At 30.6% G+C, this 25874-nt stretch carries 20 protein-coding genes and 1 other annotated feature; of the genes, 4 read left to right on the top strand and 16 right to left on the bottom strand.

Translation table 11 applies throughout. The features are described 5' to 3' along the window. Nucleotides 1–52: 52 nt before the first annotated feature. Both CLJU_RS00960 and larC read right to left on the bottom strand, forming a co-directional pair. Nucleotides 53–1435, bottom strand: a complete 1383-nt coding sequence (locus tag CLJU_RS00960) for a radical SAM/SPASM domain-containing protein (RefSeq protein ID WP_013236887.1) — start codon at nt 1433–1435, stop codon at nt 53–55. Nucleotides 1436–1766: 331 nt separating this feature from the next. After that, a complete protein-coding gene (gene larC, locus CLJU_RS00955; RefSeq protein ID WP_013236886.1) occupies nt 1767–3044 on the bottom strand; it encodes a nickel pincer cofactor biosynthesis protein LarC in 1278 nt (425 codons plus the stop codon). A gap of 113 nt (nt 3045–3157) precedes the next feature. Here larC and CLJU_RS00950 point away from each other — a divergent pair, with 113 nt between their 5' ends. Both CLJU_RS00950 and CLJU_RS00945 read left to right on the top strand, forming a co-directional pair. Further along, complete coding sequence (locus tag CLJU_RS00950; protein ID WP_013236885.1) at nt 3158–3772, top strand: DNA-3-methyladenine glycosylase; 615 nt, start codon at nt 3158–3160, stop codon at nt 3770–3772. Nucleotides 3773–3793: 21 nt separating this feature from the next. Continuing rightward, nucleotides 3794–4045 carry a GIY-YIG nuclease family protein gene (locus CLJU_RS00945; RefSeq protein ID WP_013236884.1) on the top strand — a complete coding sequence of 84 codons (252 nt, stop codon included), beginning with the start codon at nt 3794–3796 and terminating at the stop codon, nt 4043–4045. A 72-nt stretch (nt 4046–4117) separates the two neighbouring features. Here the strand turns inward: CLJU_RS00945 and CLJU_RS00940 are convergent, their stop codons facing one another. The 6 genes from CLJU_RS00940 to CLJU_RS00915 form a co-directional block, all read right to left on the bottom strand. Then, on the bottom strand, nt 4118–5185 hold the full coding sequence (locus CLJU_RS00940; protein WP_013236883.1) for a mannose-1-phosphate guanylyltransferase: 1068 nt from the start codon (nt 5183–5185) through the stop codon (nt 4118–4120). Between the two features lie 137 nt (nt 5186–5322). Further along, nucleotides 5323–9408, bottom strand: a complete 4086-nt coding sequence (locus CLJU_RS00935; protein ID WP_013236882.1) for an AAA domain-containing protein — start codon at nt 9406–9408, stop codon at nt 5323–5325. A 220-nt stretch (nt 9409–9628) separates the two neighbouring features. Beyond that, on the bottom strand, nt 9629–10237 hold the full coding sequence (locus tag CLJU_RS00930; protein WP_013236881.1) for a DedA family protein: 609 nt from the start codon (nt 10235–10237) through the stop codon (nt 9629–9631). A 107-nt stretch (nt 10238–10344) separates the two neighbouring features. After that, nucleotides 10345–11343, bottom strand: coding sequence for a LacI family DNA-binding transcriptional regulator (locus CLJU_RS00925; protein WP_013236880.1), 999 nt, complete (start codon nt 11341–11343; stop codon nt 10345–10347). A 156-nt stretch (nt 11344–11499) separates the two neighbouring features. Then, entirely contained in the window at nt 11500–14607 is a 3108-nt protein-coding gene (ileS, locus tag CLJU_RS00920; RefSeq protein WP_013236879.1) for an isoleucine--tRNA ligase, read from the bottom strand. A gap of 106 nt (nt 14608–14713) precedes the next feature. Then, nucleotides 14714–14948 (bottom strand) — a binding site (T-box leader). A 77-nt stretch (nt 14949–15025) separates the two neighbouring features. Then, nucleotides 15026–16837, bottom strand: coding sequence for an N-acetylmuramoyl-L-alanine amidase (locus CLJU_RS00915; protein ID WP_013236878.1), 1812 nt, complete (start codon nt 16835–16837; stop codon nt 15026–15028). Between the two features lie 153 nt (nt 16838–16990). Here CLJU_RS00915 and CLJU_RS00910 point away from each other — a divergent pair, with 153 nt between their 5' ends. After that, a complete protein-coding gene (locus CLJU_RS00910; RefSeq protein ID WP_013236877.1) occupies nt 16991–17623 on the top strand; it encodes an MBL fold metallo-hydrolase in 633 nt (210 codons plus the stop codon). Nucleotides 17624–18098: 475 nt separating this feature from the next. Here CLJU_RS00910 and CLJU_RS00905 read toward each other — a convergent pair whose 3' ends face one another. The 3 genes from CLJU_RS00905 to CLJU_RS00895 are packed head-to-tail and all read right to left on the bottom strand — an operon-like array spanning nt 18099 to nt 21175. Next, entirely contained in the window at nt 18099–18464 is a 366-nt protein-coding gene (locus tag CLJU_RS00905) for an ArsR/SmtB family transcription factor (protein ID WP_013236876.1), read from the bottom strand. Nucleotides 18465–18514: 50 nt separating this feature from the next. Beyond that, the gene (gene nrdG / locus CLJU_RS00900) at nt 18515–19024 is read right to left on the bottom strand and encodes an anaerobic ribonucleoside-triphosphate reductase activating protein (RefSeq protein WP_013236875.1); all 510 of its coding nucleotides are present in this window, start codon (nt 19022–19024) and stop codon (nt 18515–18517) included. Between the two features lie 45 nt (nt 19025–19069). Further along, nucleotides 19070–21175, bottom strand: coding sequence for an anaerobic ribonucleoside triphosphate reductase (locus CLJU_RS00895; RefSeq protein ID WP_013236874.1), 2106 nt, complete (start codon nt 21173–21175; stop codon nt 19070–19072). Nucleotides 21176–21410: 235 nt separating this feature from the next. Here CLJU_RS00895 and CLJU_RS00890 point away from each other — a divergent pair, with 235 nt between their 5' ends. Next, nucleotides 21411–21596, top strand: coding sequence for a hypothetical protein (locus tag CLJU_RS00890; protein WP_013236873.1), 186 nt, complete (start codon nt 21411–21413; stop codon nt 21594–21596). Between the two features lie 101 nt (nt 21597–21697). Here the strand turns inward: CLJU_RS00890 and CLJU_RS00885 are convergent, their stop codons facing one another. From CLJU_RS00885 to CLJU_RS00865, 5 genes are all read right to left on the bottom strand, one after another. Beyond that, a complete protein-coding gene (locus CLJU_RS00885; protein ID WP_013236872.1) occupies nt 21698–21886 on the bottom strand; it encodes a ferredoxin in 189 nt (62 codons plus the stop codon). A 106-nt stretch (nt 21887–21992) separates the two neighbouring features. Next, a complete protein-coding gene (locus CLJU_RS00880) occupies nt 21993–22841 on the bottom strand; it encodes an Mrp/NBP35 family ATP-binding protein (protein WP_013236871.1) in 849 nt (282 codons plus the stop codon). A 63-nt stretch (nt 22842–22904) separates the two neighbouring features. After that, nucleotides 22905–23762: a YhfM domain-containing protein gene (locus CLJU_RS00875; RefSeq protein WP_023162533.1), complete on the bottom strand. Its 858-nt coding sequence runs from the start codon at nt 23760–23762 to the stop codon at nt 22905–22907. A gap of 180 nt (nt 23763–23942) precedes the next feature. Next, nucleotides 23943–24527, bottom strand: coding sequence for a hypothetical protein (locus CLJU_RS00870; RefSeq protein ID WP_013236869.1), 585 nt, complete (start codon nt 24525–24527; stop codon nt 23943–23945). Nucleotides 24528–24542: 15 nt separating this feature from the next. Then, complete coding sequence (locus CLJU_RS00865) at nt 24543–25847, bottom strand: DUF7922 domain-containing protein (RefSeq protein ID WP_013236868.1); 1305 nt, start codon at nt 25845–25847, stop codon at nt 24543–24545. Between the last annotated feature and the right edge of the window lie 27 nt (nt 25848–25874).

Raw genomic sequence — 25874 nt, 5'->3', positions numbered from 1 at the left:
CTGATTAAAGTAAAATATCCAGAGAATAAATCTCTCTGGATATTTTAAAGGTTTAGCCTTTAGACATTTTATAATTTCCTTCAGAATTAAAATCTTTTTTCCAAGCCTTTTCTGCATAAGGCTTGTATTCCTTTGATAATTTATCAAGTTGTTTTTGAAATTCTAGATCTTCAAGCATCATTCTTGCACCTTCGTCTGTAGGCTTTGCGCCTGTCTTTTTAGCAATTTCCCTAATTTCATTAGTATTGTCAATCATCATACAAGGCAATAGCAAATTCTTATTATATGGTTGTCTATTTCTTAATTCCTTAAAAAAATCTGACTTAAATACATCCACAAGCTTTTTGCCTTTTAAATTATCTACTGCAAAATGAGCAAATATACAAGGTTCCACTTCTTCCTTGGAATTTATGTGACAATAGTATTTTCCTGCAATACATCCTCCAACATAAGGTGCATCATTAAAAAAATCAATAGTAAAATACGGCTTCGTATTTCTTATTTCTCTTATTTTTTCTCCTAAGCGTATTCTCTGCTCTGGAGTAAGCATTACATTTACATCAGGTTCTTTACCTACAGGCATAAATAAGAAATACCACCCCATTTTTGCTCCCTTTTCAACAAGCATGTCTATAAATTCACTTGATGTAACTGTATCTATGTTATACCTACTGGTTGCAGTAGATACTCCAAATAAAACTCCTCGTTCTTTCAAAAGATCCATTGCATGCATAACTTTTTTAAATATACCTTTTCCTCTTCTTTTATCTGTCTCTTCTTCAAAACCCTCCACAGAAAACATAGGAATTACATTTCCCAGCTGTTTTATCTTATCCGCTAATTTCTCATCAAAAAGGGTGCCATTTGAAAATGGTGTAAATATACAATCATTATATTTTTTGTATATATCAAGCATATAGTCATTTATAAAAGGTTCTCCACCAAGAATTATAAAATAATAAATTCCAAGTTTTCTAGCTTCACCAATAATTCTATCTACTTCCTCTTTGGGAATATCATCCTCTTTACTATAACTTGAAGCATAACATCCTATACACCTTAAATTACATCTCATAGATGGACTCATCAATATTGTAAATGGTGTCTTTATACCTGTATCTTGAAAAAACTGCTCTCTTTTTGGCATTCCATACCAAACTGCATTTGAGAAAAAATTGGTAAAAAGTTTATCCATACACTTTTTATTAGAATTTTTAATAATGCCTATAACAAGTTTATGAATTGCTTGATTAGTTTCGTATAATTCCTGAACTCTTTCTACTCTAGCTAAATTCTCTTCGTCTTTTTTTACTGTTTTCTTAATCAAAGCAAACAGCTTATCAAGGCTTTCTTCTGGGTCTCTATTCAGCAATTCTACACCGGCTTTAGCTAATGCATTCTTAGTTGCCTTTTCCAATATTCCAGTTACCTTCATCTGCCATTCCTCCTGATAAATAATAATATGAAAAATACGTCTTTAAAAAATAGCCATTTCCTTCTCATTTATGGGAAAATACGCAATAATATAAAAAAATGAATCTCTATTAAACAATATGAATTATTCAAACCGCATACCATAATTATACCTTTTAGCAGTTATTTGTCAATAAAATAACATTAGATGCATTTATTAGCATAACAACATTTAATAAAATTAATATAATCTAAAACAATATTATATTAATTTTATATGCAAATATTCAATAATTCCCACTCAATATTGCACAATTCATTTTATCCTGCAATTTTTCATCTAAAACACTTTTTCATTTAAATGTTTTAGACATAACCTCCCTATATATTTCATCTATACTTATTTTATTTTTTAAAGCAAGTTTTTTACAATCCTCATATTCAATTTTGCTTTTTATTTTTTTGCCTTTGTAATAAGCATTTTTTACATTTACTTGACCATACTTTGTAACTACCTTTGTAAAATCTCTATATAACATATTCCTTTCTACTTTATATTTTCTAAATCCCAAGGTAGTAGTTTCTGTTAAAATAATATCTCTAATCTCTTCTTCTGCTTCATCCTTATAAAGCGCGCTCAATTTTACTGCCGGCCTTCCCTTCTTCATTATTATGGGAGTCAAGTACGCATCTAAAGCTCCTATTTGTAACAATTTATCTATTATATATTGATATTTTTCAGGATTCATATCATCTATATTGCATTCTATAACTTGTGCTTCTTCTTTAATACATCCTACTTCATCTTTAAAGCTAGATTTATCCATGTTTCTTCTATTTAATATATATTCAGTTTTCTCATCTTTATTCCAATAACAATTCTTATGGTTATTCTTTTCATAAGATATAGGTTCTCCTATAAAAACTCTCAAAACATTTGGAATATCATCATTATCCTTACTTCCTATTCCATATCCTATTTTTGTTACTTTAAAATTCTTATCCGAAGTAAAATTTGAACATAGATAAGATAAAATAGCTGCACCTGTTGGTGTAGTGGCTTCAAAATTCACTTTAGATTCTATAGGAACGTTTTTTAATATCTCTGCTGTAGCAGGTGCTGGCACAGGTAATATACCATGAGCACACTTTACAAACCCACTACCAACTTCCACCTTAGAAGCTTCCACTTTATCCACATCCAAATAATCAAAACATATAGCAGCTCCAACAATGTCCACTATAGAATCCACTGCCCCAACTTCATGAAAGTGAACCTCATTTATAGGTTTACTGTGCACCTTTGCTTCAGCTTGTGCTACTTTTTTAAAAATTCCCTTACTTATTTCCCTAACCCTAGAGCTTAGACTACTTGAACTTATCATGTTTTCTATATATTCTAAATTTCTATGATGATGTGCACATACAGAATTATTTTTCAAAACTACGTCTACTTTAGTCCCTGAAATGCCATTTTTTATATCCTTCTTAATATTAATCTCATAACCATCTATATTAAGCTTTGCTAATTCAAAAGTTAAATAATCCTTATCTACTCCAGCATCTATTAAAGCACCTAAATTCATATCCCCACTTATTCCAGAAAAGCAATCATAATAAAGTATTTTCATAATTTTAATCTCTCCCACTCTATAAGGGTTTTCTAGTTGAAAATCCCTATAACATAATTATTAGTCTTATATGATATAATAATATCATATAAGACTAAGGGAGGTTGCATAATTTGTCTAACAAATTAGATAGAGATTTTTACGGAAGGGATACCTTATCAGTTGCAAAAAGTCTCTTAGGTAAAGTATTAGTTCATGAAATAAACGGTAAAAAATTGTCTGGGAAAATAGTGGAAACAGAAGCTTATAAAGGAATTATAGATAAAGCTGCTCATGCCTATGGAAACAGACGTACTAAACGAACAGAAGCCCTGTATGGCCCTTGTGGTTTTTCCTACGTATTTATAATATATGGAATGTACTATTGCTTCAATGTAGTAACTGAAAGAGAAGGTATTCCTGAAGGCGTACTTATAAGAGCATTAGAACCTCTCACTTGTTTAGAAGACATGTCCTTGAACAGATATGCAAAAGAATACAGCCTATTAAATAAACGTCAAATTGAGAATTTAACCAATGGCCCTGGTAAACTATGCAAGGCACTTCTCATAGATAAAAGTCAAAATAGAAAAGATCTTTGTAAAAGTGACCTATACATCGAAGGAAATAATATTGAAAATATCAGCATAAAAAGCTCTAAACGTATAGGTGTAGATTATGCAGAAGAAGCTGCAGATTACCTCTGGAGGTTTTATATAAAAGATAATGCTTACGTATCTGTAAAATAAGCTTATGGAAGAGATTAAAAAATGAATTATGTATATATATTAAAATGTAGTGATGGAACACTTTATACAGGTTACACCAATAATTTAGACAAAAGAATATCCACTCATAACAAAGGAAAGGGAGCCAAATATACTAGAGGAAGGCTTCCAGTAAAGCTAATTTATTTTGAAGAGTATATACTAAAAGGTGAAGCCTTACATAGAGAATTTATTATAAAAAAAATGAGTCGACAAAATAAGCTAAATTTAATAAAAAATTGTCAGCAACTTTGATATTTTACAAACTCACTGACATTATCTCTTAGATGGAAACTGCCTCTATATTCCATAATTACAATTTCTTCATTAAATGTATTTTTTTAAGTTACTTTTATTCTTTAAAATATCTACTAGATATTTTACCTCCTGATCTCTATTTTTGTCCATAATTAAAAGCACATCTTCAGAATCTATTACTATCAAATCCTTAACCCCAAATACTATTATAAGTTTATCACCTCCAAATACAGTACAACTTTCGCTAGACTCTATTACAGTATTCCCCTTTACATTATTACCCTTTACATCCTTAAGAAACCTTCCTAACGCAGTAAAAGTACCTATGTCATCCCATAAAAATTCGCATTTAATGACATAAGCTTTTCTGGTTTTTTGCATTATTCCAAAATCTACAGATATCCCATCTATACGTTTATATTGTTCCTGTATTACCTTCTCCTCCTGTTTTGTATCCAGGTTTTTATATATAAGAGCCATACTCTTATACATTTTAGGAAGGTACTTCTGCATTTCTCTTAAAAAAACATCCACCTTCCACACAAACATACCACTGTTCCATAAATAGGTTCCTTTTAATATCAAATCTTTTGCGACTTCTATATTGGGCTTTTCTAAAAATCTTTCTACTTTAAAAGCATTAACTCCTATATTTATTTTTTCGCCCATTTCAATATAGCCATATCCTGTTTCAGGTCTTATGGGTTTAACTCCAATGGTTACAAGTCCTTTTTTCTTTTCTGCAATCTCAACCGCTTTATTTATGGTATCTATAAATAATTTTTGACTTTCTATATAATGATCTGAAGGCAAAATTATCATAGTAGCTAGAGGATCCTTTTTTAACAATTTCACCGCCGAAAATCCTATACAGGTGGCTGTTTCCTTATTTTCTGGTTCTGCAAATATATTATTTCTACTTATATCCGGAAGTTCCGCTTGAACTCTATCTATATATTCCTCATTAGTAACTACATATATATTATTTGTATCAACTAAAGGCTTAATTCTATCTACAGTATTTCTTAAAAAACTCTTATTATTTACAATTTTTAAAAATTGTTTTGGATTTTTAGCTCTAGATAATGGAAATAATCTTGTTCCTTTACCTCCTGCAAGAATTAGTGCATACAACAATAAATTCACTCCAAATAATACTTGCTATGTTTTATACTATGTATAAATTATTGTAATTGTGAAATACTGTTTAAAATATTATTTCATTACAAGACTAAAAATATAGTGCCTTAAAAACATTTTTAAGGCACTATATTTTATACAACTTGAAGATTTTTATTCTGAATTTCTTCTAGCTTGTACTGTTCAATACCTATATTATTTAGCTTACTCCAAAGTTTTTCCATAACCCTTTCCGGGTTATAATAAAATTCACCTTCTCTTATCTTATAAAATATCCAACCTAATCTTTCTAAATCTAATTGGATTTCCATAATCTCCTTAGAGCTGTAATTTTTCTGAGACAGTTCACTATCACATATAATTGCAACCCTATTTCTCACGTCCTCCACAACAAAGTCTATTTTGTACTTACCTATTTTTACCTCAGGCACAATTTTATATCCCTTGTTTTTTATAATGCCATACACGTCTTTTTGAAATCTAGATTGAAATGCATATTCCATACTTTTATTTTTAACACTATACTTATTATAATTTAGGAAGTAATTTAAGAGAGAATAACGCACACATTCCTCATTTAAATCTTCTAAGTCTATTGAATGAAATAGCCACATCTGATTTCTAGCCCTACTTGCAGCTACATTAAATCTCCTTATGTCATTTTCTTTAGTAAGTGGAGCAAATTTTACATCCTTTGAAATAACCATAGATAAAAACATTATATCCCGCTCATCACCCTGGAAAGAGTAAGCATCTCCACATATGAGCTTTCTATTTATCATCTCTTCTACACCTATTTTTTCTCTAAGCATATTTTCTATAAGATGCCCTTGAGGTTCCCCAAGTAAAGATATAACACCCATAGACATATTAGAATATCTTTTATCCCTACAGCAGGAAACAACCTTATCTACTAAACATTCAGCTTCCTTAACATTTATAGGCTTAGATGCATCTCTAGCCCCGCCATTTACTTTAACAGTGTTTATCGCTGGATAAAATTTTTCACATATTTTAGGATATCTAAGAGGTACTATTTCACCTGAATAGCTTAAATCATTACTGAAGTTTATTATTTCCGGTACGCATCTGAAATGTTCCTTCAACATTAATCTACTTGGAAATACCCTAAGTGCTGTATCATACAAACTAACTTGAAGATCAAACCATTCTTTTTGAGGTATATTTTCCAAGTACTTCTCTATTAAGTCATGCACCACATTCTGATCAATACCTATAGTTTCTGGACTTATTTGTTTGTCATCACCTACTATAACTGCTCTCTTAGCCCTCATAAGTGCACACAATGAGAATATATCGCTCTGACTACTTTCATCAAATATTATTACATCAAACATATTTTTAGATAACTTTATGTTTTCAATAACCCTATTTAAAGGCATAATCCATACAGGTATAACCTTTTTACATTTTTCCATTTCTTTTTGAGCTATCTTCCTATACTGAGGCACCATCTTACCTCTGCCTTTGCCAATTCTTTTTACTGCCTGAGCCCAAGAAAATAAGCTTCTTTTTTCACTTTCCTTAGTTTTAATTATCTGATTATACCAAGTCTTCTTTGATACTATATCTTTTATAAGCACCTTCTCCCTATTTTTTTCATTTTCTATAAGGTCACCTATATTATCATCATTGAAATCATAGGTGCTCTGTAATAAACTATTCCATTTAGCCCACTTCCATGCTTGCCCCCAACTGTTAAACTTTTCCTTATCGTAAGCCCAGTTATCCAATATATTTATGCAAGTTTTGGGACATACTTTTTTCATTTTTCCTATTAACTCATCTATTTTAAGTGATTTATTTTTTACACACTTAATTTCTTCAAATTCATTTAATATCCTCTTAACTTCATCTATATTCAAATTGTCCACAGCTTTATAGAGATCTCTCAACTTTTCCGTAGTTTTTATCAACTTTTTCAATATCTCTATATAGGCTTTGTCTTCATTATATTTATTCATATTCTTTATAAAATTTACGCATTTAATTAAATAATCATAGGTCTCTTTCTTATGCCAATCAATATTTTGTGGAACTGATATTTTCCCAAGAGCCCTTAAGATCTCCCTTTTATACTCCATATCCCAATTTATTATAACATCCAAATAATTTAAATTTTGTTCAATAGCAATAAACTCACTTTCCCTTAAATTAGAGTTTATTGTTTCTCCACCGTAATCTTCCATTACATTATTCCACATAGTCTTTAATGCAGCAAAAATCCTCTCCTGCTGGGTATAGAGTTTAACTATTAAGGCTTGATCCGTATTTTTTAATAAGGCACCATTTACTTTACAATATTCCAGTATATATTTGCATTCAGGATGAAAAATCATAAATACTTTTCCTACTTTTCCCTTTTCATTAAATGCATCAAATAAAATATCAAAGTCTTCTATAAACTTATTTTTGCTTACATTTTCAGGAATCTCTATTTTGCAATTTCTAATCTGATTGTTAATCCTACTCAAGCTCAACATGTATTCGCTGCTTTTGCACAACAAGTCTCTAAATGTTTGCTTTGATATCTTACTATTGTGATAATCTTGAAATACATTCCACCATATATTTTTTTCCTGGAGTTTGGTAATTTTACTTTTACATATATTTGCAAGCTCTAAAACTTTTTCATAGTTGCATTTATTATCGTTAGGTATATGCCACCCTTCTACAGTTTTAATATAATTTTCATATTGGCCATTTAATCTTTTATACTCTGAAATTTTATTATATATTTCATTAAAGTCAGGTAATTTATTTATTATGTTTTTAATGCTATCAAACTTACACTTTTTATCCTTATCTAAATCCCCTAACAGATATATTAACAAATTGAATTCCTTATCTGACAGCGGCATTACTTGATCAATTTTTATTCTATCTTTCATCCAACTATATTTGTCTTTATTGTCTTTGACCCACTTTGCTATATATACAATGTCATACTCTTTTCCCTCATAATTTATACTTCTCTTTTCCCTCTCTCGAATCTTTTTTAATTTTTCATACAGAAGCTCCTCATTTCTCCTGCAAAAGCTTAATTCTTTTTCTAAACTTTTAACTTCTTCATCCATAATTTCTGGATCCATAGAGAGGTTGTCCGTTATTTTTCTTACAGCTTTGTTAAGGTCATTTAACGAATTGATATCGTTTCCCAAAACACTTATACATAAAGGTCTTATTTCTTCAGGTATTTTTTCTGTCAATACTTTAAGTGCTCTACTTGTTTGACTAGTTACAAGTATCTTTTTACCATTTGCCAATAAGTGACATATCAAATTCACTATAGTATGACTTTTTCCCGTTCCAGGTGGTCCTTGTACAACTACTCCATAATTTTCACATATTTTCTTTACTATGCTTTTTTGTTCTGAATTTGCAGGAAGCGGGAATAACAAATTATCCGACACATCCTTCCACTCGCTTTTATCAGCTCCACTGTAATCTGACCCATCTTCATCAACCAAAGCTTTAATGGTCTCAGGTATCTCATATCCATTATCTATTTCATCAATTATATTAGCTATTTCAACCTGCCATAATTTCATACTATTTTTTCTTACCAATATAACGGAGGAATTATAAATAACAGGAAACTGCTCAAAATCAATTTTCTTTTTTAAAACCTTACTCTGACTCAACTTACCCTTAACATTTATGTGGGAAATTAAATTTAAAAATACTGACTTACTTTTTTCTATATTTCTCGGATCTAAATTCAAACGACTTACTTCATCTCCAAGGGAAATAATATCAGACATATTACATTCTTTCAGGCCTTCAAAAATGGAAGTCTCTAACCTAGTCTTACCTGAAGGTATTAATATAAATGAGCCCTTTGCCTTATTAAATTCTATTTTCATTCTAGTAGTCAAAACAGGGTGAAGTATTTTTTCCTTATCTATATTCCATACAATTAAACCATGTCCAAAAACTATCTCAAAATTCTCTCCATTTTTTTCACTTTCCTGGTATAGATTAAAAAACTCCTGATACAGCTTTCCACACTTTTTATTCACCTCAATCCAATTTTCACTGGTAACAGTTTTACTAACAATACATCCAGCCATATGGGAAAACTCTTCTTCCCAGTACAACTTATCATAATCATAAACATTTCTTACGGATTTTTCATTTAGTTTTTTTAATCTTAGCAAATAAGAAAATATCTCTTTTATCTTTTCCCTGTATTCCATAATCCCCCTCCTAATAGTGGTTAACTAATTAATGTATTTACTTTTATGTTAAATTATACCATCATAAGGGAAATACTTCAAAAAAATCGTTAAACAAAATTCAAATATATGTGACGGCATTTTTTTCAATGATTTTATGTACCTTATAAAATACAAATTTCAGCCAAAAAAATTCAGTGAAATATATTTTCACTGAATTTTTTTACTTATTAAATTCCGTCTAAGAATTTTTCCTATTTATTTTTTTATACACTAACTTATACAATACAAATATAATTATAAAAACAACTAATGCTATGTCTGCAAAATGAAACCATTGTCGTATAATTGTCCATTTCTCTCCCATTTTATAACCTGCATATCCTAAAATAATACTCCATATAGAAGATCCAAGTAAAGTGTAAATTATAAATTTTTTAACTTCCATTTTACTTATCCCTGCAGGAAGAGAGATAAAAGTTCTGATTATAGGTAATAGTCGAGAAAAAAACACTATTTTTTCTCCATATTTGCTAAAATAATAATCGCTTTTTTCAATATGGGACCTAGATAATCTGAGTTTTTCCGCGTATTTTTCAACTAAAGGTCTTCCACCTATTTTTCCAATATAATATGCACCTAAAGAACCTATTGTTCCTCCAAATGTACCAACTATTATAACAAGAGGTAAACTTAGTCTTCCCGTATAACTTAGGTATCCTCCAAATGGCAGTATAGCTTCACTTGGAATAGGTATACAGGCACTCTCAAGAGCCATAGCTGCAAATGTGCCTATATACCCCGTTTTATCTAAGACAAAAATAACTATTTCAATTATTTTTTCTACCATTACGTTTTCCTTTCCCTATAATATATATTTTTTTGATTATAATTATATATTATCATTTAATACTTTTGTATTAAATTTTTATAAATAAATTTTTGTCCTAAATAAAATTATTTTTTGCAGGAATCCCTCTCAATCAATTTATGTGACAATACATAGTTCTTTTTTTCAAGTTCTTGCTTATTTATTAATTTTATGAGCATCCTCATTCCAACAGACCCCATGTCATAAGTGGGTTGCGCTACAGTTGTTAGCTTAGGATAAAATATGGAGGCAGAATATATATTGCCAAATCCCATTACATCCACGTCTTCAGGTACCCTAATATTATTATCTCTAAGTGCATTTATAGCTCCCATAGCCACTTCATCACTGGTGCAAAATACTGAATCTACTTTAGTTTTACTGAGTATTTCACTCATTCCTTTGTAACCATCTTTTGCTTTAACATTTCCAAAATAAACCTTACTTTTGTCCAACTTCAGGTTATTTTCCTCAAGAACCTTTCTATACCCTTTGTACCTTACGGCACTAGCATTTGCCATATCTGGATTTTCACCTATGTAAGCTATATTCTTATTTCCATTTTTTATTAGATAAGTTACACCTTCATATGCAGCTTTTTCATTATCAATAGTTACGCTAGGTATACTTTCTTTTTCATTTGTGGTCTCTACTAAAACCATTGGAAGCTGAAGTTGTTTTATGAGATCCAATATTTTTGGTTCTAAGGAATTACTCATATATAAAACTCCATCTACCATCTTCTCTTTCAGAACCTTTAAATATTCCATTTCTTTTTCTATATCTAAATCAGTATTACATAACATTATATTATAATCATATATATTTGCTACATCTTCAGCTCCTCTTACAATCTCAGGATAAAACTGATTAGATATATCCGGGATTATTATCCCTATAGTTCTTGTTCTTTGAGTTTTAAGACTTCTTGCTACTATATTGGGCCTATAACCTAGTTTTTCAATAGCTGTTAAAACCTTTTTTTTAGTTTCTTCATTTACAACGTCTACATCATTAAGTACTCTAGATACTGTAGCTATTGAAACTCCTGCCTCTCTAGCAACGTCTTTAATTGATGCTGCCACCTTATCACCTACCAATTACTTTTTTAATAATTATACTTATAAAATTGACTTATTACAAGCTAATTTACAATATTTCATATATCCAATTAAAACTAATCACTAACTTTAAAATAAATATATATTTAAAATTAGTGATTAGCCTATTTACTAATTGCTTTATTTATTTACTACTTCCATTGCAATATCTAGTTTTTCTCCATTAATGTTACAATTATTATATTCTCTATTGGCATTATAAATAACATCCATAGAAAGAGTTTCTTTTTTTATTCTTTCATCAAACTTTTTCACTACCGCTTCAAGTTTTTCATTACCTGAAATATATAGATTTATCTTATCTGCAACTTCGAAACCACTTTCTTTTCTCATATTTTGAACTTTGCTTAAAATCTCTCTCAAATTTCCTTCTTCTCTAAGTTCTTCTGTAATTGCGGTTTCTAAAACAATTCCAGTGCTTCCTTCTCCTGCAAATGCAAATCCCTCTAAGCCTTCCATTGTAATAAGTAAGTTATCTGAATTTAACTCTATTTCTGACTCTGATATATTTATCTTTACGGTTTCCTTGTCATTTATCTTTTGTGCCAATTCCATTTGATTCATGGATGATATTTCATTCTTTATTTTTGGTATTAATTTACCATATTTTTTACCTAATACAGGTAAATTTGGTTTTATACTAAAGTTAACATACTTTGATAAATCTGCATTAAAAACTATATTTTTAATATTCAATTCATCCTTTATTATATCTCCATAATATTCAGGAAGAGTATTTACACTTATAAGCATTTCAGAAAGAGGCTGCCTATTTTTTATATTAGCACTGTTTCTAGCACTTCTTCCAAGTTTAACTATCTTATAAGCTTCTTCCATATCTTTCTCAAGTTTATCATCTACTGCACTTGAATCATATTCTGGCCATTTACATAAATGAACACTTTCTACTGCATTTTTATCAAGATTTACTACAAGATTTTGATAAATTTCTTCTGTCATAAATGGTACAAATGGTGCAGCTACCAGACATAAAGTATTTAGTACTTTATATAATGTTAAATATGCTCCTATTTTATCATCTGTTAACTTTTGACTCCAGAATCTTGATCTATTTCTTCTTACATACCAGTTTGAAAGTTCATCTACAAAGTTTCCTATATTCTGAGCAGCTTGAGTAATTCTATAATTATCTAAGTGATCTTCAGTTTGCTTTATAAGAGAATTCAATCTGGAGATTATCCACTTATCCATTACATTCTCACTTACAAAATCTTTATAATCCATAGGGTTAAAATTATCTAAATCGGCATAAAGCACATAAAAAGAATATACATTCCATAGGGTACCTAAGAATTTTCTCTGACTATCCTGTACTGCTTCTTCATAAAATCTAGATGGAAGCCATGGTGCACTTTCAGTATAGAAATACCATCTAGCTGCATCTGCTCCTTCATTTTCCAAAATAGTAGAAGGACTTAAAACATTTCCTTTATGCTTTGACATTTTTAATCCGTGTTTATCCAAAACGTGTCCCAGAACCACACAATTTTCAAATGGACTTCTATCAAACATTACAGTAGATATAGCCATAAGAGTATAGAACCATCCTCTAGTCTGGTCTACTGCCTCAGATATAAATTGTGCAGGGAAGTTTTTCTCAAAAACTTCTTTATTTTCAAAAGGATAATGATGCTGTGCAAAAGGCATTGAACCTGAATCAAACCAGCAATCAATTACTTCTGATACTCTCTTCATTTCTTTTCCACAATGAGGACACTTTAACTTAACTCTATCTATATAAGGTTTATGAAGTTCTATATCATCTGGTACATTTATTCCTTTTTCCTTTAATTCTTTAATACTTCCTATGCACTCTCTATGACCACATTCACATTCCCATATTGGAAGAGGTGTACCCCAATATCTTTCTCTGCTAAGTCCCCAATCTATTACTCCTTCAACAAAGTTTCCAAATCTACCAGTTCTTATATTATCAGGATACCAGTTTGTATCATTAGTATTTTTAACTAGTTTATCTCTCATTTGAGACATTCTTATAAACCAAGTATCTCTTGGATAGTATAAAAGTGGAGTATCACATCTCCAACAGAATGGATAGGAGTGAGTAAATTTTTCTGCCTTATAAAGCATTCCTTTTTCTTTTAAATATTCTATTATTTTAGGATCAGCATCTTTTACGAAAAGACCTTTCCATGGAATAACTTCTTCTTTATATCTTCCTTGAGTATCTACAGAATTTGTCATAGGAATATTGTATTTTTTCCCTGTAATACTATCATCTTCACCAAAAGCAGGAGCTGTATGAACTATTCCAGTACCTTCTGTTAAGGTTACATAATCTGCATGAACAACATAATGTGCTTTTCCTTCAAAGGATGCGAAATTGAAGATTGGTTCATAATCAAGTCCAACTAATTCTTCTCCCTTGAACTTTCTTAAGACTTCATATTCTCCCTCTAGCTTTTCTAACATAGCTTCTGCTAGTATTAAATGTTGTTCTTGATTAAGAACTTCTACATAATCATAGCTTTTATTTACAGCTAATGCCATATTATTAGGAAGTGTCCAAGGCGTAGTTGTCCATGCTATCATGTATTTATCTTGGTCCTTAATTTTAAATTTAACATATACTGATGTCTCTTTTACATCTTTATATCCTTGAGAAACTTCATGGGAAGAAAGTGCAGTTCCACATCTAGGACAATATGGCACTATTTTATGACCTTTATATAAAAGATCCTTTTCCCATATTTTTTTAAGTGCCCACCATTCTGATTCTATGTAATCATTGTGATATGTTACATATGGATTATCCATGTCTACCCAGAATCCTAACCTATCAGACATTTCTTTCCATTGGCTTACATAAGTAAATACACTATTCTTACATTTCTTTATAAAATCTTCTACACCGTATTTTTCAATTTGTGGTTTTCCAGAAATCCCAAGACTCTTTTCAACTTCTAGTTCAACAGGAAGCCCATGCGTATCCCAACCTGCTTTTCTCAATACTTTATATCCCCTCATAACCTTATATCTTGGTATAAGATCTTTCATAACTCTAGTTAGAACGTGTCCTATATGAGGTTTGCCATTTGCAGTTGGAGGTCCATCGTAAAAAGTAAAGTATTCACCATCCTCATTTTCTTTAAAACTTTTTTCAACTACTTTTTTATCTTGCCATAATTTTAAAACATCCTTTTCCATCTGTACAAAAGTTTTATCACTATCAATTTTTTTATACATGGATTTAACCCCTTTCTATTCTCATTGTTAAGTTTTTACTATTTTTCAATGTTTATACACCATATAATTTTTAAACTAAAAAATACGCAATAAAAAAACTTCATCCAAATAGGACGAAGTTTAACTCGCTGTACCACCTATGGGTAATAAATTTAAGTACTACCATACTCTATTCTGTAACGTAGAATTACGTAAGAATTTACTAAAGTGATTATAAAAATACTGTTCAATTCTTCAACTCCCAGGTGATTTTCTTTAAGCTTTTCTATGGGTTTTCAGCACTCCCCCACTCTCTGTAAATAAAAACAAACTTAAATACTTTTCCTGTTCAATGTTTTTCAATTACTACCTATATAATTTCCTTTTATTATATTATATGAATTTTCTATTGTCAATTTTTTTAGACAATTTTTTTGTATTATATTCCTAAAACCTGTAATATAGCACTTGCTATGGCTTGTGCAGCTTTACTTCTACCACCATCAGTTCCTAATATTCCCGCATCATTTTTATTGGTAAGAAAACCTAACTCCGTTAAAACCGTTGGTGCAGTAGTATGCTTTGCTATATAAAGCCAGCTTCCATCTTTAAGTCCCCTGCTATAGGTTCCAAGAGCACTAGACAAGCTTTTTTGTATAGCCTCTGCCATTTTCTCTCCCTTTACACTTCCTGTATAATACAGTGTTTCAGTTCCTTCTGCAGCTGGATCATCAAAAGCATTGGTATGAATTGAAATCATATAGGTTGCACCTGCATTGTTTGCAGTATCACATCGTCTTTGAAGACTTTCAGTGACAGTTAAAGAAGTTGTTTTTCGCTCATCTGTAGTCCTAGTATAAATTACTTTCACTCCCTTGGATTCAAGTATTTTCCCAACTTTTAAGCCAACACTTAAAGTTACATCATCCTCTTGAAATCCATTTCCATTTGAACCTATATCACTACCTATGCCATGACCAGGATCTATAACTATCACAGGTGCACCTTCCGATGGTATTACTGGTACTGGCTCTATTTGTTTTGCTTTTACAGTTAAAGTAAATGTTACAGTTTTACTATATCCTGTTACAGTTCCCTTATACGTAAATATACCTACCTTAGATGTGTCAACATTGTTTGGATTCCATACAATATTTACTTTTTTACTAGTTCCATCACTCATGGTAGCTTGTACACTAGTTGGCAGAGAATACTTACTTCCTACAATTATACTATCCGATAAGTTAGATATTGAACTTACATTTACTGTATTTTCTTCCTGAAGAGATGGTAAAGACTTTAAAATTCCATTTGCAATAGCTGATGCACTTTTATTTTGAAAATCTTCACTTCCAATTAATTGGCTTTCCTTAGGATTAGTCATAAAGCCAAGTTCAACCATAACAGCTGGTGCTGTAGTTCCCATCAGTATTTTATGCTGAGCTGTCCCTTCTTTAATCCCTCTGTTAGAGAGTCCTGTATAACTTATTAAGTCACTTTGAATATTATTTGCTGTATTTTTAGCAGAATCATTTGAAGCTCTATAATAAGTTTCTATTCCATTCACCAAGGCACTTCCCGTATAGCAATTAACATGCAGACTGACAAACAAATTTGATTTTGCGTTATTTGCTATGTCAAAACGAGCTTGTAAATTTGTACTATCATTCCAGGTTACATTATCATCTTTCCTGGTGTAAACCACGTTTACTCCATTTTGCTCTAATATTTTTCCAGTCTTTAGTGCCACAGACAAATCTACATCTTTTTCTTTCAATCCTGCTTCACTTATATTTCCTGCATCAGTTCCTCCATGACCAGCATCAATTGTAACAGTATATTTGTTATTAGAACTTGGGTTAGATTTCACTCCAAATTGCACCTTAGCTTCGCTGGACAGATTTTTCCCATTTACAGCTTTTACTCCACTTTTTACAATTAAATTATAGGTTTTACCATATGCATACTGGCTTTTAGGGGTAACTACTACACCCATCCCATCCTTTTCAACCTGCAAAGATATGGGGACAGCATTTCCTGTACTATCTGTTACCACTATGTTTGAATCATTTACTGTATCTTGGTCTAATTTCATGTTGAACTTTATATTCCAGGACTTATTGGTTTCCACATCATTTCCTATAGTAATTCCGCTGTAATTAATTGCATGTACAGTATTTCCTTTTGCAAACATAATTAATACAAATATAAGACTTAATAATATCATCATAGAAATTCTTGTAATCTTCAAATAATGACCCCCGTTCAGCAGAATAATTGCCTTAGTGTAACATATACTATTATAATTATAGTATAAAAAATGAGAATTTTGTACTTAAAAATTGTTATGTTAACATATTAATTCAAAATAATCAAAACATATTTTACAAAGGGGCGATATTCTATGAAAATAAGATGGTTTGGTCATTCAAGTTTCTTATTTGAAGATTCAAAAGGTAGAAAACTTTTAACAGATCCTTTTGACGAAACTGTAGGCTATAAAACTTTTAAAGGAGACGTTGATGTCGTTACAATAAGCCACAATCATTTTGACCACTGTTATACTGAAAAGATAAACTACAAACATATTATAAATAAAATAGGCGCTTTTAATCTGTGTGATATACCTATCTATGGTATACCTTCTTATCACGATAAAGTTAAAGGTGCAAAACGAGGTGAAAATATAATATTTATCATTGAAATGGACGATTATAGGATATGTCACCTTGGAGATGTTGGATATGTATTATCTCCGGAAGAGATAAAAAGTTTAGGGTCTATAGATGTGCTTTTGATTCCCATAGGAGGAAATTTCACTATAGATGGAAAAGAGGCTGCTGAACTTGCAAAATCCATCAATAGCCACATAATAATTCCAATGCATTATAAAACTTCTCAGTTAACTTTTGAATTAGATGGATTAGAAAAATTTCTTAAATATATGAAAAATACAGAAAGAATTGAAAGCAATACATTAACTCTAGATAACAAACCTGAAGATTTTAATCTAGTTAAAATTCTTAACTTTAAGTAACTTACTAATATTAAGTGATTCTTAGGTTTAGGTGGAGTTATACCTTTTCTCCATCTGAATCTTATTAACAGTACTCTTAGTGTCTTTAGCACTTAGAATATATTATTCTTTAGGGGGGAAGACCTTATCCAGGCGTGCAGCAGTGCTTATCCCCCATCGCATACAGGAATATACTTACAAAGTTCATTACTGAAAAAACTTTTTATAAGATTTTATAACTAAAAAATCAACTTATACGCAGGCATATTTTTACAATAGAGAAGCTCTTTTAAATATTTTGTATATAAATCTTAGGTAAAAATTTTTAAAAAACCTAGAACTTTTGAACTGTTTGAGGTACGAGTTTTCAAAAGTTCTCAGTATTTTTTTAAATTTTTCCTTTAGACTTATCAAAATATTTAACTGAGCTGAAGATTGTAAAAGATATCCGGAGTATAAGTTGATTTTTTGCTTATAAACCTCATATAACTACACTCTAATTATGTTTTACATGTTCTAATCCTGCATTAATCAACTTATTTATATGTTCATCATCTAGGGAATAATACACCGACTTTCCCTCTCTTCTAAACTTAACTAGCCTTGCAGTCTTTAAAATTCTAAGTTGATGAGATATTGCAGACTGACTCATTTGGAGTATTTCTGTAATATCACAAACACATAATTCCTTTTTAAATAATGCATATATAATCTTAATTCTTGTATAATCCCCCAGCACCTTAAAAAGTGCTGATAAATCCATAAAAGTCTTTTCATCCAACATACTTTTTCTGACACATTCTATGCAATCCTTATGAATTTCAGTACAAGAGCAAACTTCAATTTCCGAATTGTTATTCATATTATCAACTCCTCGTCATGAAGTATTATAATATATTTAGCTAAAGTTTTTCAACTAAAAGTCAATACTATTACATCATTGGAATCTAAACTTTTCTTTACATCAATAATTCTCTGATTACTGGATCCTTTAAATTTTAATTTTGTATCTTTTTTGTTCTCTTCAAATTTTCCATCCACTAGCACATCTACATTATTTAAAAGACATTTCTTTGCCATATCTGAGCCATTAACTATAGATTCAAAGGTGTATCCTGTATAACACCATATATTTAAATTTAATTCTTTAATTTTATCAGCCATGTATGCAAATTCTTCAGGTTGCTCAAATGGGTCACCACCTGAAAATGTAACTCCACTTACCATAGGATTATCTTTAATATCACAAACCAGTTTATCTATATCTTTTAGCTGACCGCCTTTGAAATCATGGGTAGATGGGTTAAAACATCCTTTACAATTATGTCTACATCCCTGGGCAAAAAATACCCGTCTCATTCCAGGGCCATTAACTAGGCTCTCATATGCAATACCTGCCAATCTAATTTTTTTGCAACCCATTGATTTTTCCTCCTTCTTATGCATGGCTTAATTAACTACTGAGATTTAGCAATATACATGTTTGCTACTTCCCTGGGATATTCTATCCCTTCTTTCTGCTGTCTTACCTTCTCCAAATCTTTCATCTAAAGATAGATACCCTGTAACCCTTGATATACCCTGTATATTGTTGCTTCCACATTTAGGACAGACATCTTCCCCGTGCATATAGGTTCCACATTCTTTACAATATCTTATGTGAAAGTTTATCCCTATATAACTTATATTTGTATTATCGTAGGCATAGTCAATTATACTTTTAACAACCTCTTCCGATGGATAATCATCAACTTCTATATAACTTATGTGACCTCCATTACAAAGTTTGTGATAAGGAGCCTCTATATCAATTTTGTCTTTTATAGATATTGGATATCCTACAGGTATATGGTAGGAATTAGTATAATACTCTTTGTCTGTAACTCCAGGTATTTCTCCAAATATCTTCTTATCATGTACTATAAACTTTCCACTTAAGCCTTCAGCTGGTGTAGCATAGCAGCTCCAATTTAAATGTGTTTCCTCTATAAGTTTATCTGTATAATTTCTTATATATGTAATTATCTTTATCCCAAGTTCCCTTGAACTCTCATCCTCACCATGATGTTTCCCAGTTAATGCAATTAATGTTTCAGCAAGTCCTATAAACCCAATAGCCCAAGTACCCTGCTTCAATATTGGTTCTATCGAATCTTCTGACTTTAAGTTCTCTGCACCTTTCATAAGTTTCTGACCTGCTACAAAAGGTAAATCTTTAACTCTGAGCCTCTTTAGAATACCATATCTATGCATTAAAGATTCCCTTGCTAACTCTAACTTTCCTTGTAATAATCCAAAAAATTTACTTACATTTCCCTTAGATAAAATTCCAAGCCTAGGTAAATTAATAGTAACAGGAGCTATATTACCTCTACCCTTTACCCCTGGATCTCCATTTACATTTGAGCAGACATAGGTACGGCATCCCATAGTTGCAGGTATTACACCTTTATCATAATATGCTTTATTAAAATCAGCATCTAAATTCATAAAAGTAGGATTCATTCTCTTTGAAGCTACCCTACATGCAATTTTAAATAAATAATAATAAGGATCTTCCTGATTCTTATTTACGCCTTTTTTAACCCTAAATATTATATTAGGGAATATAGGTTGTTCTCCTCTTCCAAGTCCTTTTTCATATTCCGTCAAAAATACCTCACATACAAGAGCTGCATCCTTTGAGGTTGGTATACCTATATTTAGTGAGCTAAAAGGTACCTGTGATCCTGCCCTAGAGTGCATGGTATTAAGATTGTAGATTATTCCCTGCATAGCCTGTTCTATACTTCTTCTTAATTTCTTTTCAGAAATATCTTTTATTTTTTCCTCTCCTACTCCCATTTGCTTCAGGTTCTTCAATATTTCCTTTCTTGTAGGTTCAACAAAAATGGCCATATCATTATCAAAGTCTGGGTGAGACTGTCCACCAAACATATCATTTTGTGCTGACTGCAGTAATATACAAGAAAGTTCTGCAGCAGATTCTATTCTCTTAGGAGTCCTTATATTTCCATATCCTGTATTAAATCCATCTAAAAGCATTTCCTTTGTTGGTATATGAAGACAATTTACAGTTAAGTTATAAGAATCTAAGTCATGATAATATATATCACCATTTTCATGAGCCTTAGCTAAATGTTTAGGCATTGTAGCTAAATTATGCCACTTGTTAGACTCACTGGCAATCCTCAAGAGCTTTGCACTAAAGTTATTTCCAACATTTGCATTATCCCTGTCTGTTTGAACTCCTATTTTATCAATAGCCTTCATAAGATCAGACTTTATTTCTCTTATATCATTTCGTTCTCTTCTATAATTTGAATAAGCTAGCCCAATTTTAACATAGCCTTTCTTCATAAGTACTTCTTCAACTATATTTTGTATATCTTCTACATTTACTTCCTTAAGATTAAGATTTTCTATATTTTCTGTGACCTTTTGAGTTAAATCAATAAATTCACTTTCTTTTAAATCAAAACCTATTTCATCACAAGATCCTTTTATGGCATTGGTTATCTTAATGGAATCAAAGGGAACCCTTCTACCATCTCTTTTCACAACATGTAGCATATACCTTCCTCCCAACTACTATATATTGTATAAACGACTTGATTATTATACCTTGCCATATATAAAAAAGCAATTTATAAATTGAGCTTTATTTTTACTTTAAACCTATAAAAACCTATAAAGCACACTTTTTAATTGAAATGCATCAAATACCTATAAGATAAAATTTCTAGGAATAATATTTAAAAATACAGATAAAAATAACATATATAATCTTATCTTTAGGAGGACTTTCATGATCGGCAAAATAATTGATATGAATATTACAGACGCACTTGTAAGCTTTCAGGATGGTACTACTGCTAATGTGGGAGCTACTCATTTACCACCCGATTCTAAAATAGGTGATAGAATAAATATCCATCCAATATCTGAAGTTACATTAAATGACAAGTATAAACAGCATCCAGTTTTGTTTTAACCCTAATTGATATGCTGTGTGAAAAACTGTGGTACATTTTTATCACAAATAGTTTTTGAAAGTTTAGGGGATTATGTAATTTTTTACACAATCCCCTTTTCTTAATTTACCTTAATAGCGCAAACAGGACAACTGTCCTCTGCATCTTTCGCAGCGTCCTCTGTTTCTCCTGGGACATTATCTTCAATTGCCTTAGCTTTTTCGTCATCATCCATCTGAAAAACCTCCGGACATATACTTGGACATAGCCCACATCCTATACAAGTGTCTTTATCAACTACAGCTTTCATACTATTTCCCTGTTATTAATAACAAGTTTTCACTCCTCGCTATATAATTAGTTACTTTAAAGTACACTTTATATTATCCCAAAAATAATGCTTATTATAATAATTTCTACTTTAATTTTTTTATAAAGTTATTAAGTAAATCATTATATTCCAATGATTTTGATATGTATTCTTCTGCCTTCTTAGCTTCCATATTTTTTACCAAATCAGAATTTATGGGCATTTCAGCAAGAAGTTCTAATCCAAGATAATCAGCTTGTTCTTTCGCTGAATTTTCACTAAATAGCCTTACTTTTTCACCACATTTTCCACATTTAACATAGGACATATTCTCTACTACACCTAATATATTTACCTTTAGGTCTTCTGCCATTATAACAACCTTTTTTACTATCATAGATACCATATCCTGAGGAGTAGATACTATTATAACACCTTCCATTGGAATTTCCTGCATTACAGTAAGAGCTACATCTCCAGTACCTGGAGGCATATCTATAAGCAAATAATCTAATTCTCCCCAACTTGTATCTGAATACATCTGTTTTAACACTCCTGTTATCATAGGTGCTCTCCATATAACAGGTTGTTCTTCCTCTTCTGTCAAAAGATTTAAGGATATAACTTTTATTCCCGAAGAAGATTCTACTGGAGAAAACTTTATTTCTTCACTTTCCCCCACTTGTAGTATATCCGCCCTTTTATCGTTTATTCCAAAAAATCTAGGCATAGATGGACCTGTTATATCTCCATCAAGTACTCCCACCTTATATCCAGAGTTTCTTAATTTTGATGCCATTATTCCCGTAACTGTAGACTTACCTACTCCACCTTTTCCACTCATAATACCTATTATATGCTTTACGTTCCCATACTTAGGCAATATGTATTTACATCCACCTTTATCCTCTTTACTGCACTTTGATTTACTTGAACAACCATCGCAATTACTCAAATCATTTCTCCTCCTTTTATATAGTTAATCCACATTAAATTTTAAGCAACATTTCCTATATTTTTAAAAACCATTAGGCTTATTTTCCGATATGCTCTTGTTCCATCCGCCACTGCTGTATGTATCCTGTACATAATAAACCTTCTCACTTTGATTTTGTCTATCAAAAAGTGTAACAGTCATTTTATACAATGTGGATTTATAGCCTTCTGTCTTTATTGTTACCCATACATCATAATTATCTTCATCATTATTTCCAATGTTTGCATTTTTAAATTTACTAGTAAGATCCGATTTAAATTCTTCCTGTTCAGTGGAAAGTATAAATCTTTGTGCCTCTATATCATCTTTTAAATTTATTCCTATTTTCTTAGTTTTATCCTTTTCACTAAAATATTTATTTAACGTATCCATTATGGACCCATAGTACACAGATTTAAAGTCACTTGGCGGCATCCTTGTATTCCAAAAATTATTTATCATATCGTTGTCTATTCTATTTGATACTATATATACTTGACCTTTGCTATAGAGATTTCCTAAATCTTTCTTATCAAGTCCTGCTATATAACTAAACTTGTGAACTTTATTGTTTCCTTCATCTATTTCGAATACATAATCAGGATCCAATGATGATTTTTTTGATACTTTTTTAGCAGAAGATAGTATATCGTACAAATTTTTAATGGTACTTTGATCAGTAACTACAAATTTAAATCCCTGATCCCTTGTATTTTGAATAATTATCTGTTTAACTTTTCCCTGCTGTTTCATATATTCAAAATCTGAATTTTTTAAACCTGCCTTAACTTTTAATTGATCCAATTTACTACATCCACACAATAAGGTTACAGGTATTAAAATGCAGGATATTATAAATATATTTAATCTTTTTTTGGTAATCTTGTCCAATGTTTTCACCCACTGCAGAATTTTTAAGAATTTAATATGTAAAAATTATATTTACAAATACATTCTAGTATACAGCGAGGGATTCTCACCCCTTTCTATCTTAATGAAATCTATGATTATTATACCATAATTAGTATAAAAAAATCCCCTTTCATATAATAAACCTGAAGGGGATAAACCTTATATTTTCTAATTATATTCTAAAGTTTTAACAATAACCTCAAATATAGTAGGCATGTTTTCTTTGAAATTTGATTCTTTTACAAAAAAAGAAAATCTGCAAAATTGTTTTCCTTCTTCTGTAAAGTATTCTATACACTTATAACTATCTCCGATTTCCTTTGTAATTGTATACTTAAGTAAATATCCTTTTCTGCCATTCATACAAATTTGTTTTATAGAATACTCTTTGTACAAATTTTGTTTTTCGGATATACTCTTGCTATTTTGTAAAAATAATTTTAAGTCACCTTTTAAATTCCATACTTCTACAAAACCATTTATGGCATTGTCATCACTCTTAAAATCACTATGATATAATATTTCATCTCCAAATGTGTCCTGATTTCTACAGGTCCATCGTGATGGCAGCTTATATAGTAACCTGCCTTCCAGACCTTTATATTGAGTAAGAGATTCCATATTATTTTGAATAAGAGCTGTAAACTTTAACCTCATATCAAAATTTTTTTCAAGTCCTAAAAGCACTATCATAAGTCCTATTATAATTATAGTAACCCCAATTTTTTTTTTATCTATTACTATTAATCTCATAATAAGTGACCAATATTACTTTCTAACAGGTATTACTATAGTATTTGCTCTAAAGTCATAAAACATAAGCCAATGGCCCATCGTGTCTTTATCCTTTAGGGGTATCCACGTAACAAATCCAGATTTTCCTCCATAAGGTTGATCCTTTCTGCTTTTAGTTCCCGGAATTCCATATATCAAATATTTTACCCTGTCATTTTTATCACATTTATAACCTGCTAGATAATAATTATATTTTTTTATATATGGATAATATTGTACCATAGGATAATATATATAAGAATATTTATTATAATCAGTTATATTATACATATCATCCATAGAACTTACAGGTACCTTATTCCATACACACCTTTTTAATTCCTTATTTATATCTTTTATTTCTTTAAAGCCACTCATAAGTTGTGTAAAAAACTTTCCTTCTGGACCTTTAGGATAACTTCTAGATACATTATCTTTTTCACATTCTCTCTGACATCTATTTAAGTTTAATTTTTTATGGCATCGTAGTCGGGATTTATCCACATATATTGAGCTATCATTATTTCTATCTTCTTTAGAATTTATGTTTCTGTCTTCATTTTTTCCTGTATCATTAGATTTTGAGTTATCTTCGATAATCTCTTCTTCCATCACTTCAGCATCTACTTGAACTTCCTTATTTTGTTCTTCACTTTCCGATTTATTAACTTCCTCAGATTCCTCTTGCTCTTCTTCTTGTTCTTCTCTATACGAATCTTTTTCTTCTATTTCTATATTTTCTTTAACTTCTTCTTCGTCTTCTTTGGCTTTCTCTATAATATCCTCATACTGATCAAACACACTCTTTGTTTCAGTTTTTTCAGATTTTTCTATTTCACTTACTTCGGTTTCTTCTAAATCTTTGTTTTTATTTTGAGATACGGGAAATGCTTTCCACTCAGGTATTTCCGTACTTGCAAACCCGCTCATTACAGATATTATGTTATCATCCACCATTCTCACTATAGCAGCTCCTGACACCTTATCCATAGCTATACCACTTCCTGCTACATCATTTGCAGCATATTCATAACTTATATCTGCTCTTCCATAATCATCTATGTTCATTTCACCAATTTTGATTATATTTTTTATATCTTTTTTATTACATATTAACATCATGTAATAGGGTGTTTTTTCTTTTTTTAAATTTTGTACATAATAAGATATTTTACACTTATCATTTTTCATCTCCAACTTTGCATATCCTGAAGCAATTTTGTCAGAAGCTAAAGAGTATCCTTTTTCATCTTCTTGTAATATTATAAAATATCTACTATAACTCTTTTTTTGTGCCAACTTCTATACCTCCATATATTATATTCA

Source organism: Clostridium ljungdahlii DSM 13528, assembly GCF_000143685.1.
Classification (GTDB): domain Bacteria; phylum Bacillota; class Clostridia; order Clostridiales; family Clostridiaceae; genus Clostridium_B; species Clostridium_B ljungdahlii.
Note: the sequence above shows the minus strand (reverse complement) of the source record. Positions and strands in the feature narration are given on the sequence as shown.

What these genes read in the sequence shown, in the direction of transcription:
- CLJU_RS00945 (WP_013236884.1), top strand. Translation starts at nt 3,794, where the DNA reads ATGAATTATGTATATATATTAAAATGTAGTGATGGAACACTTTATACA.
- CLJU_RS00890 (WP_013236873.1), top strand. Translation starts at nt 21,411, where the DNA reads ATGATCGGCAAAATAATTGATATGAATATTACAGACGCACTTGTAAGC.
- CLJU_RS00960 (WP_013236887.1), bottom strand. Translation starts at nt 1,435, where the DNA reads ATGAAGGTAACTGGAATATTGGAAAAGGCAACTAAGAATGCATTAGCT.
- CLJU_RS00935 (WP_013236882.1), bottom strand. Translation starts at nt 9,408, where the DNA reads ATGGAATACAGGGAAAAGATAAAAGAGATATTTTCTTATTTGCTAAGA.
- CLJU_RS00930 (WP_013236881.1), bottom strand. Translation starts at nt 10,237, where the DNA reads ATGGTAGAAAAAATAATTGAAATAGTTATTTTTGTCTTAGATAAAACG.
- CLJU_RS00895 (WP_013236874.1), bottom strand. Translation starts at nt 21,175, where the DNA reads ATGCTACATGTTGTGAAAAGAGATGGTAGAAGGGTTCCCTTTGATTCC.
- nrdG (WP_013236875.1), bottom strand. Translation starts at nt 19,024, where the DNA reads ATGGGTTGCAAAAAAATTAGATTGGCAGGTATTGCATATGAGAGCCTA.
- CLJU_RS00905 (WP_013236876.1), bottom strand. Translation starts at nt 18,464, where the DNA reads ATGAATAACAATTCGGAAATTGAAGTTTGCTCTTGTACTGAAATTCAT.
- ileS (WP_013236879.1), bottom strand. Translation starts at nt 14,607, where the DNA reads ATGTATAAAAAAATTGATAGTGATAAAACTTTTGTACAGATGGAAAAG.
- CLJU_RS00885 (WP_013236872.1), bottom strand. Translation starts at nt 21,886, where the DNA reads ATGAAAGCTGTAGTTGATAAAGACACTTGTATAGGATGTGGGCTATGT.
- CLJU_RS00870 (WP_013236869.1), bottom strand. Translation starts at nt 24,527, where the DNA reads ATGAGATTAATAGTAATAGATAAAAAAAAAATTGGGGTTACTATAATT.
- CLJU_RS00910 (WP_013236877.1), top strand. Translation starts at nt 16,991, where the DNA reads ATGAAAATAAGATGGTTTGGTCATTCAAGTTTCTTATTTGAAGATTCA.
- larC (WP_013236886.1), bottom strand. Translation starts at nt 3,044, where the DNA reads ATGAAAATACTTTATTATGATTGCTTTTCTGGAATAAGTGGGGATATG.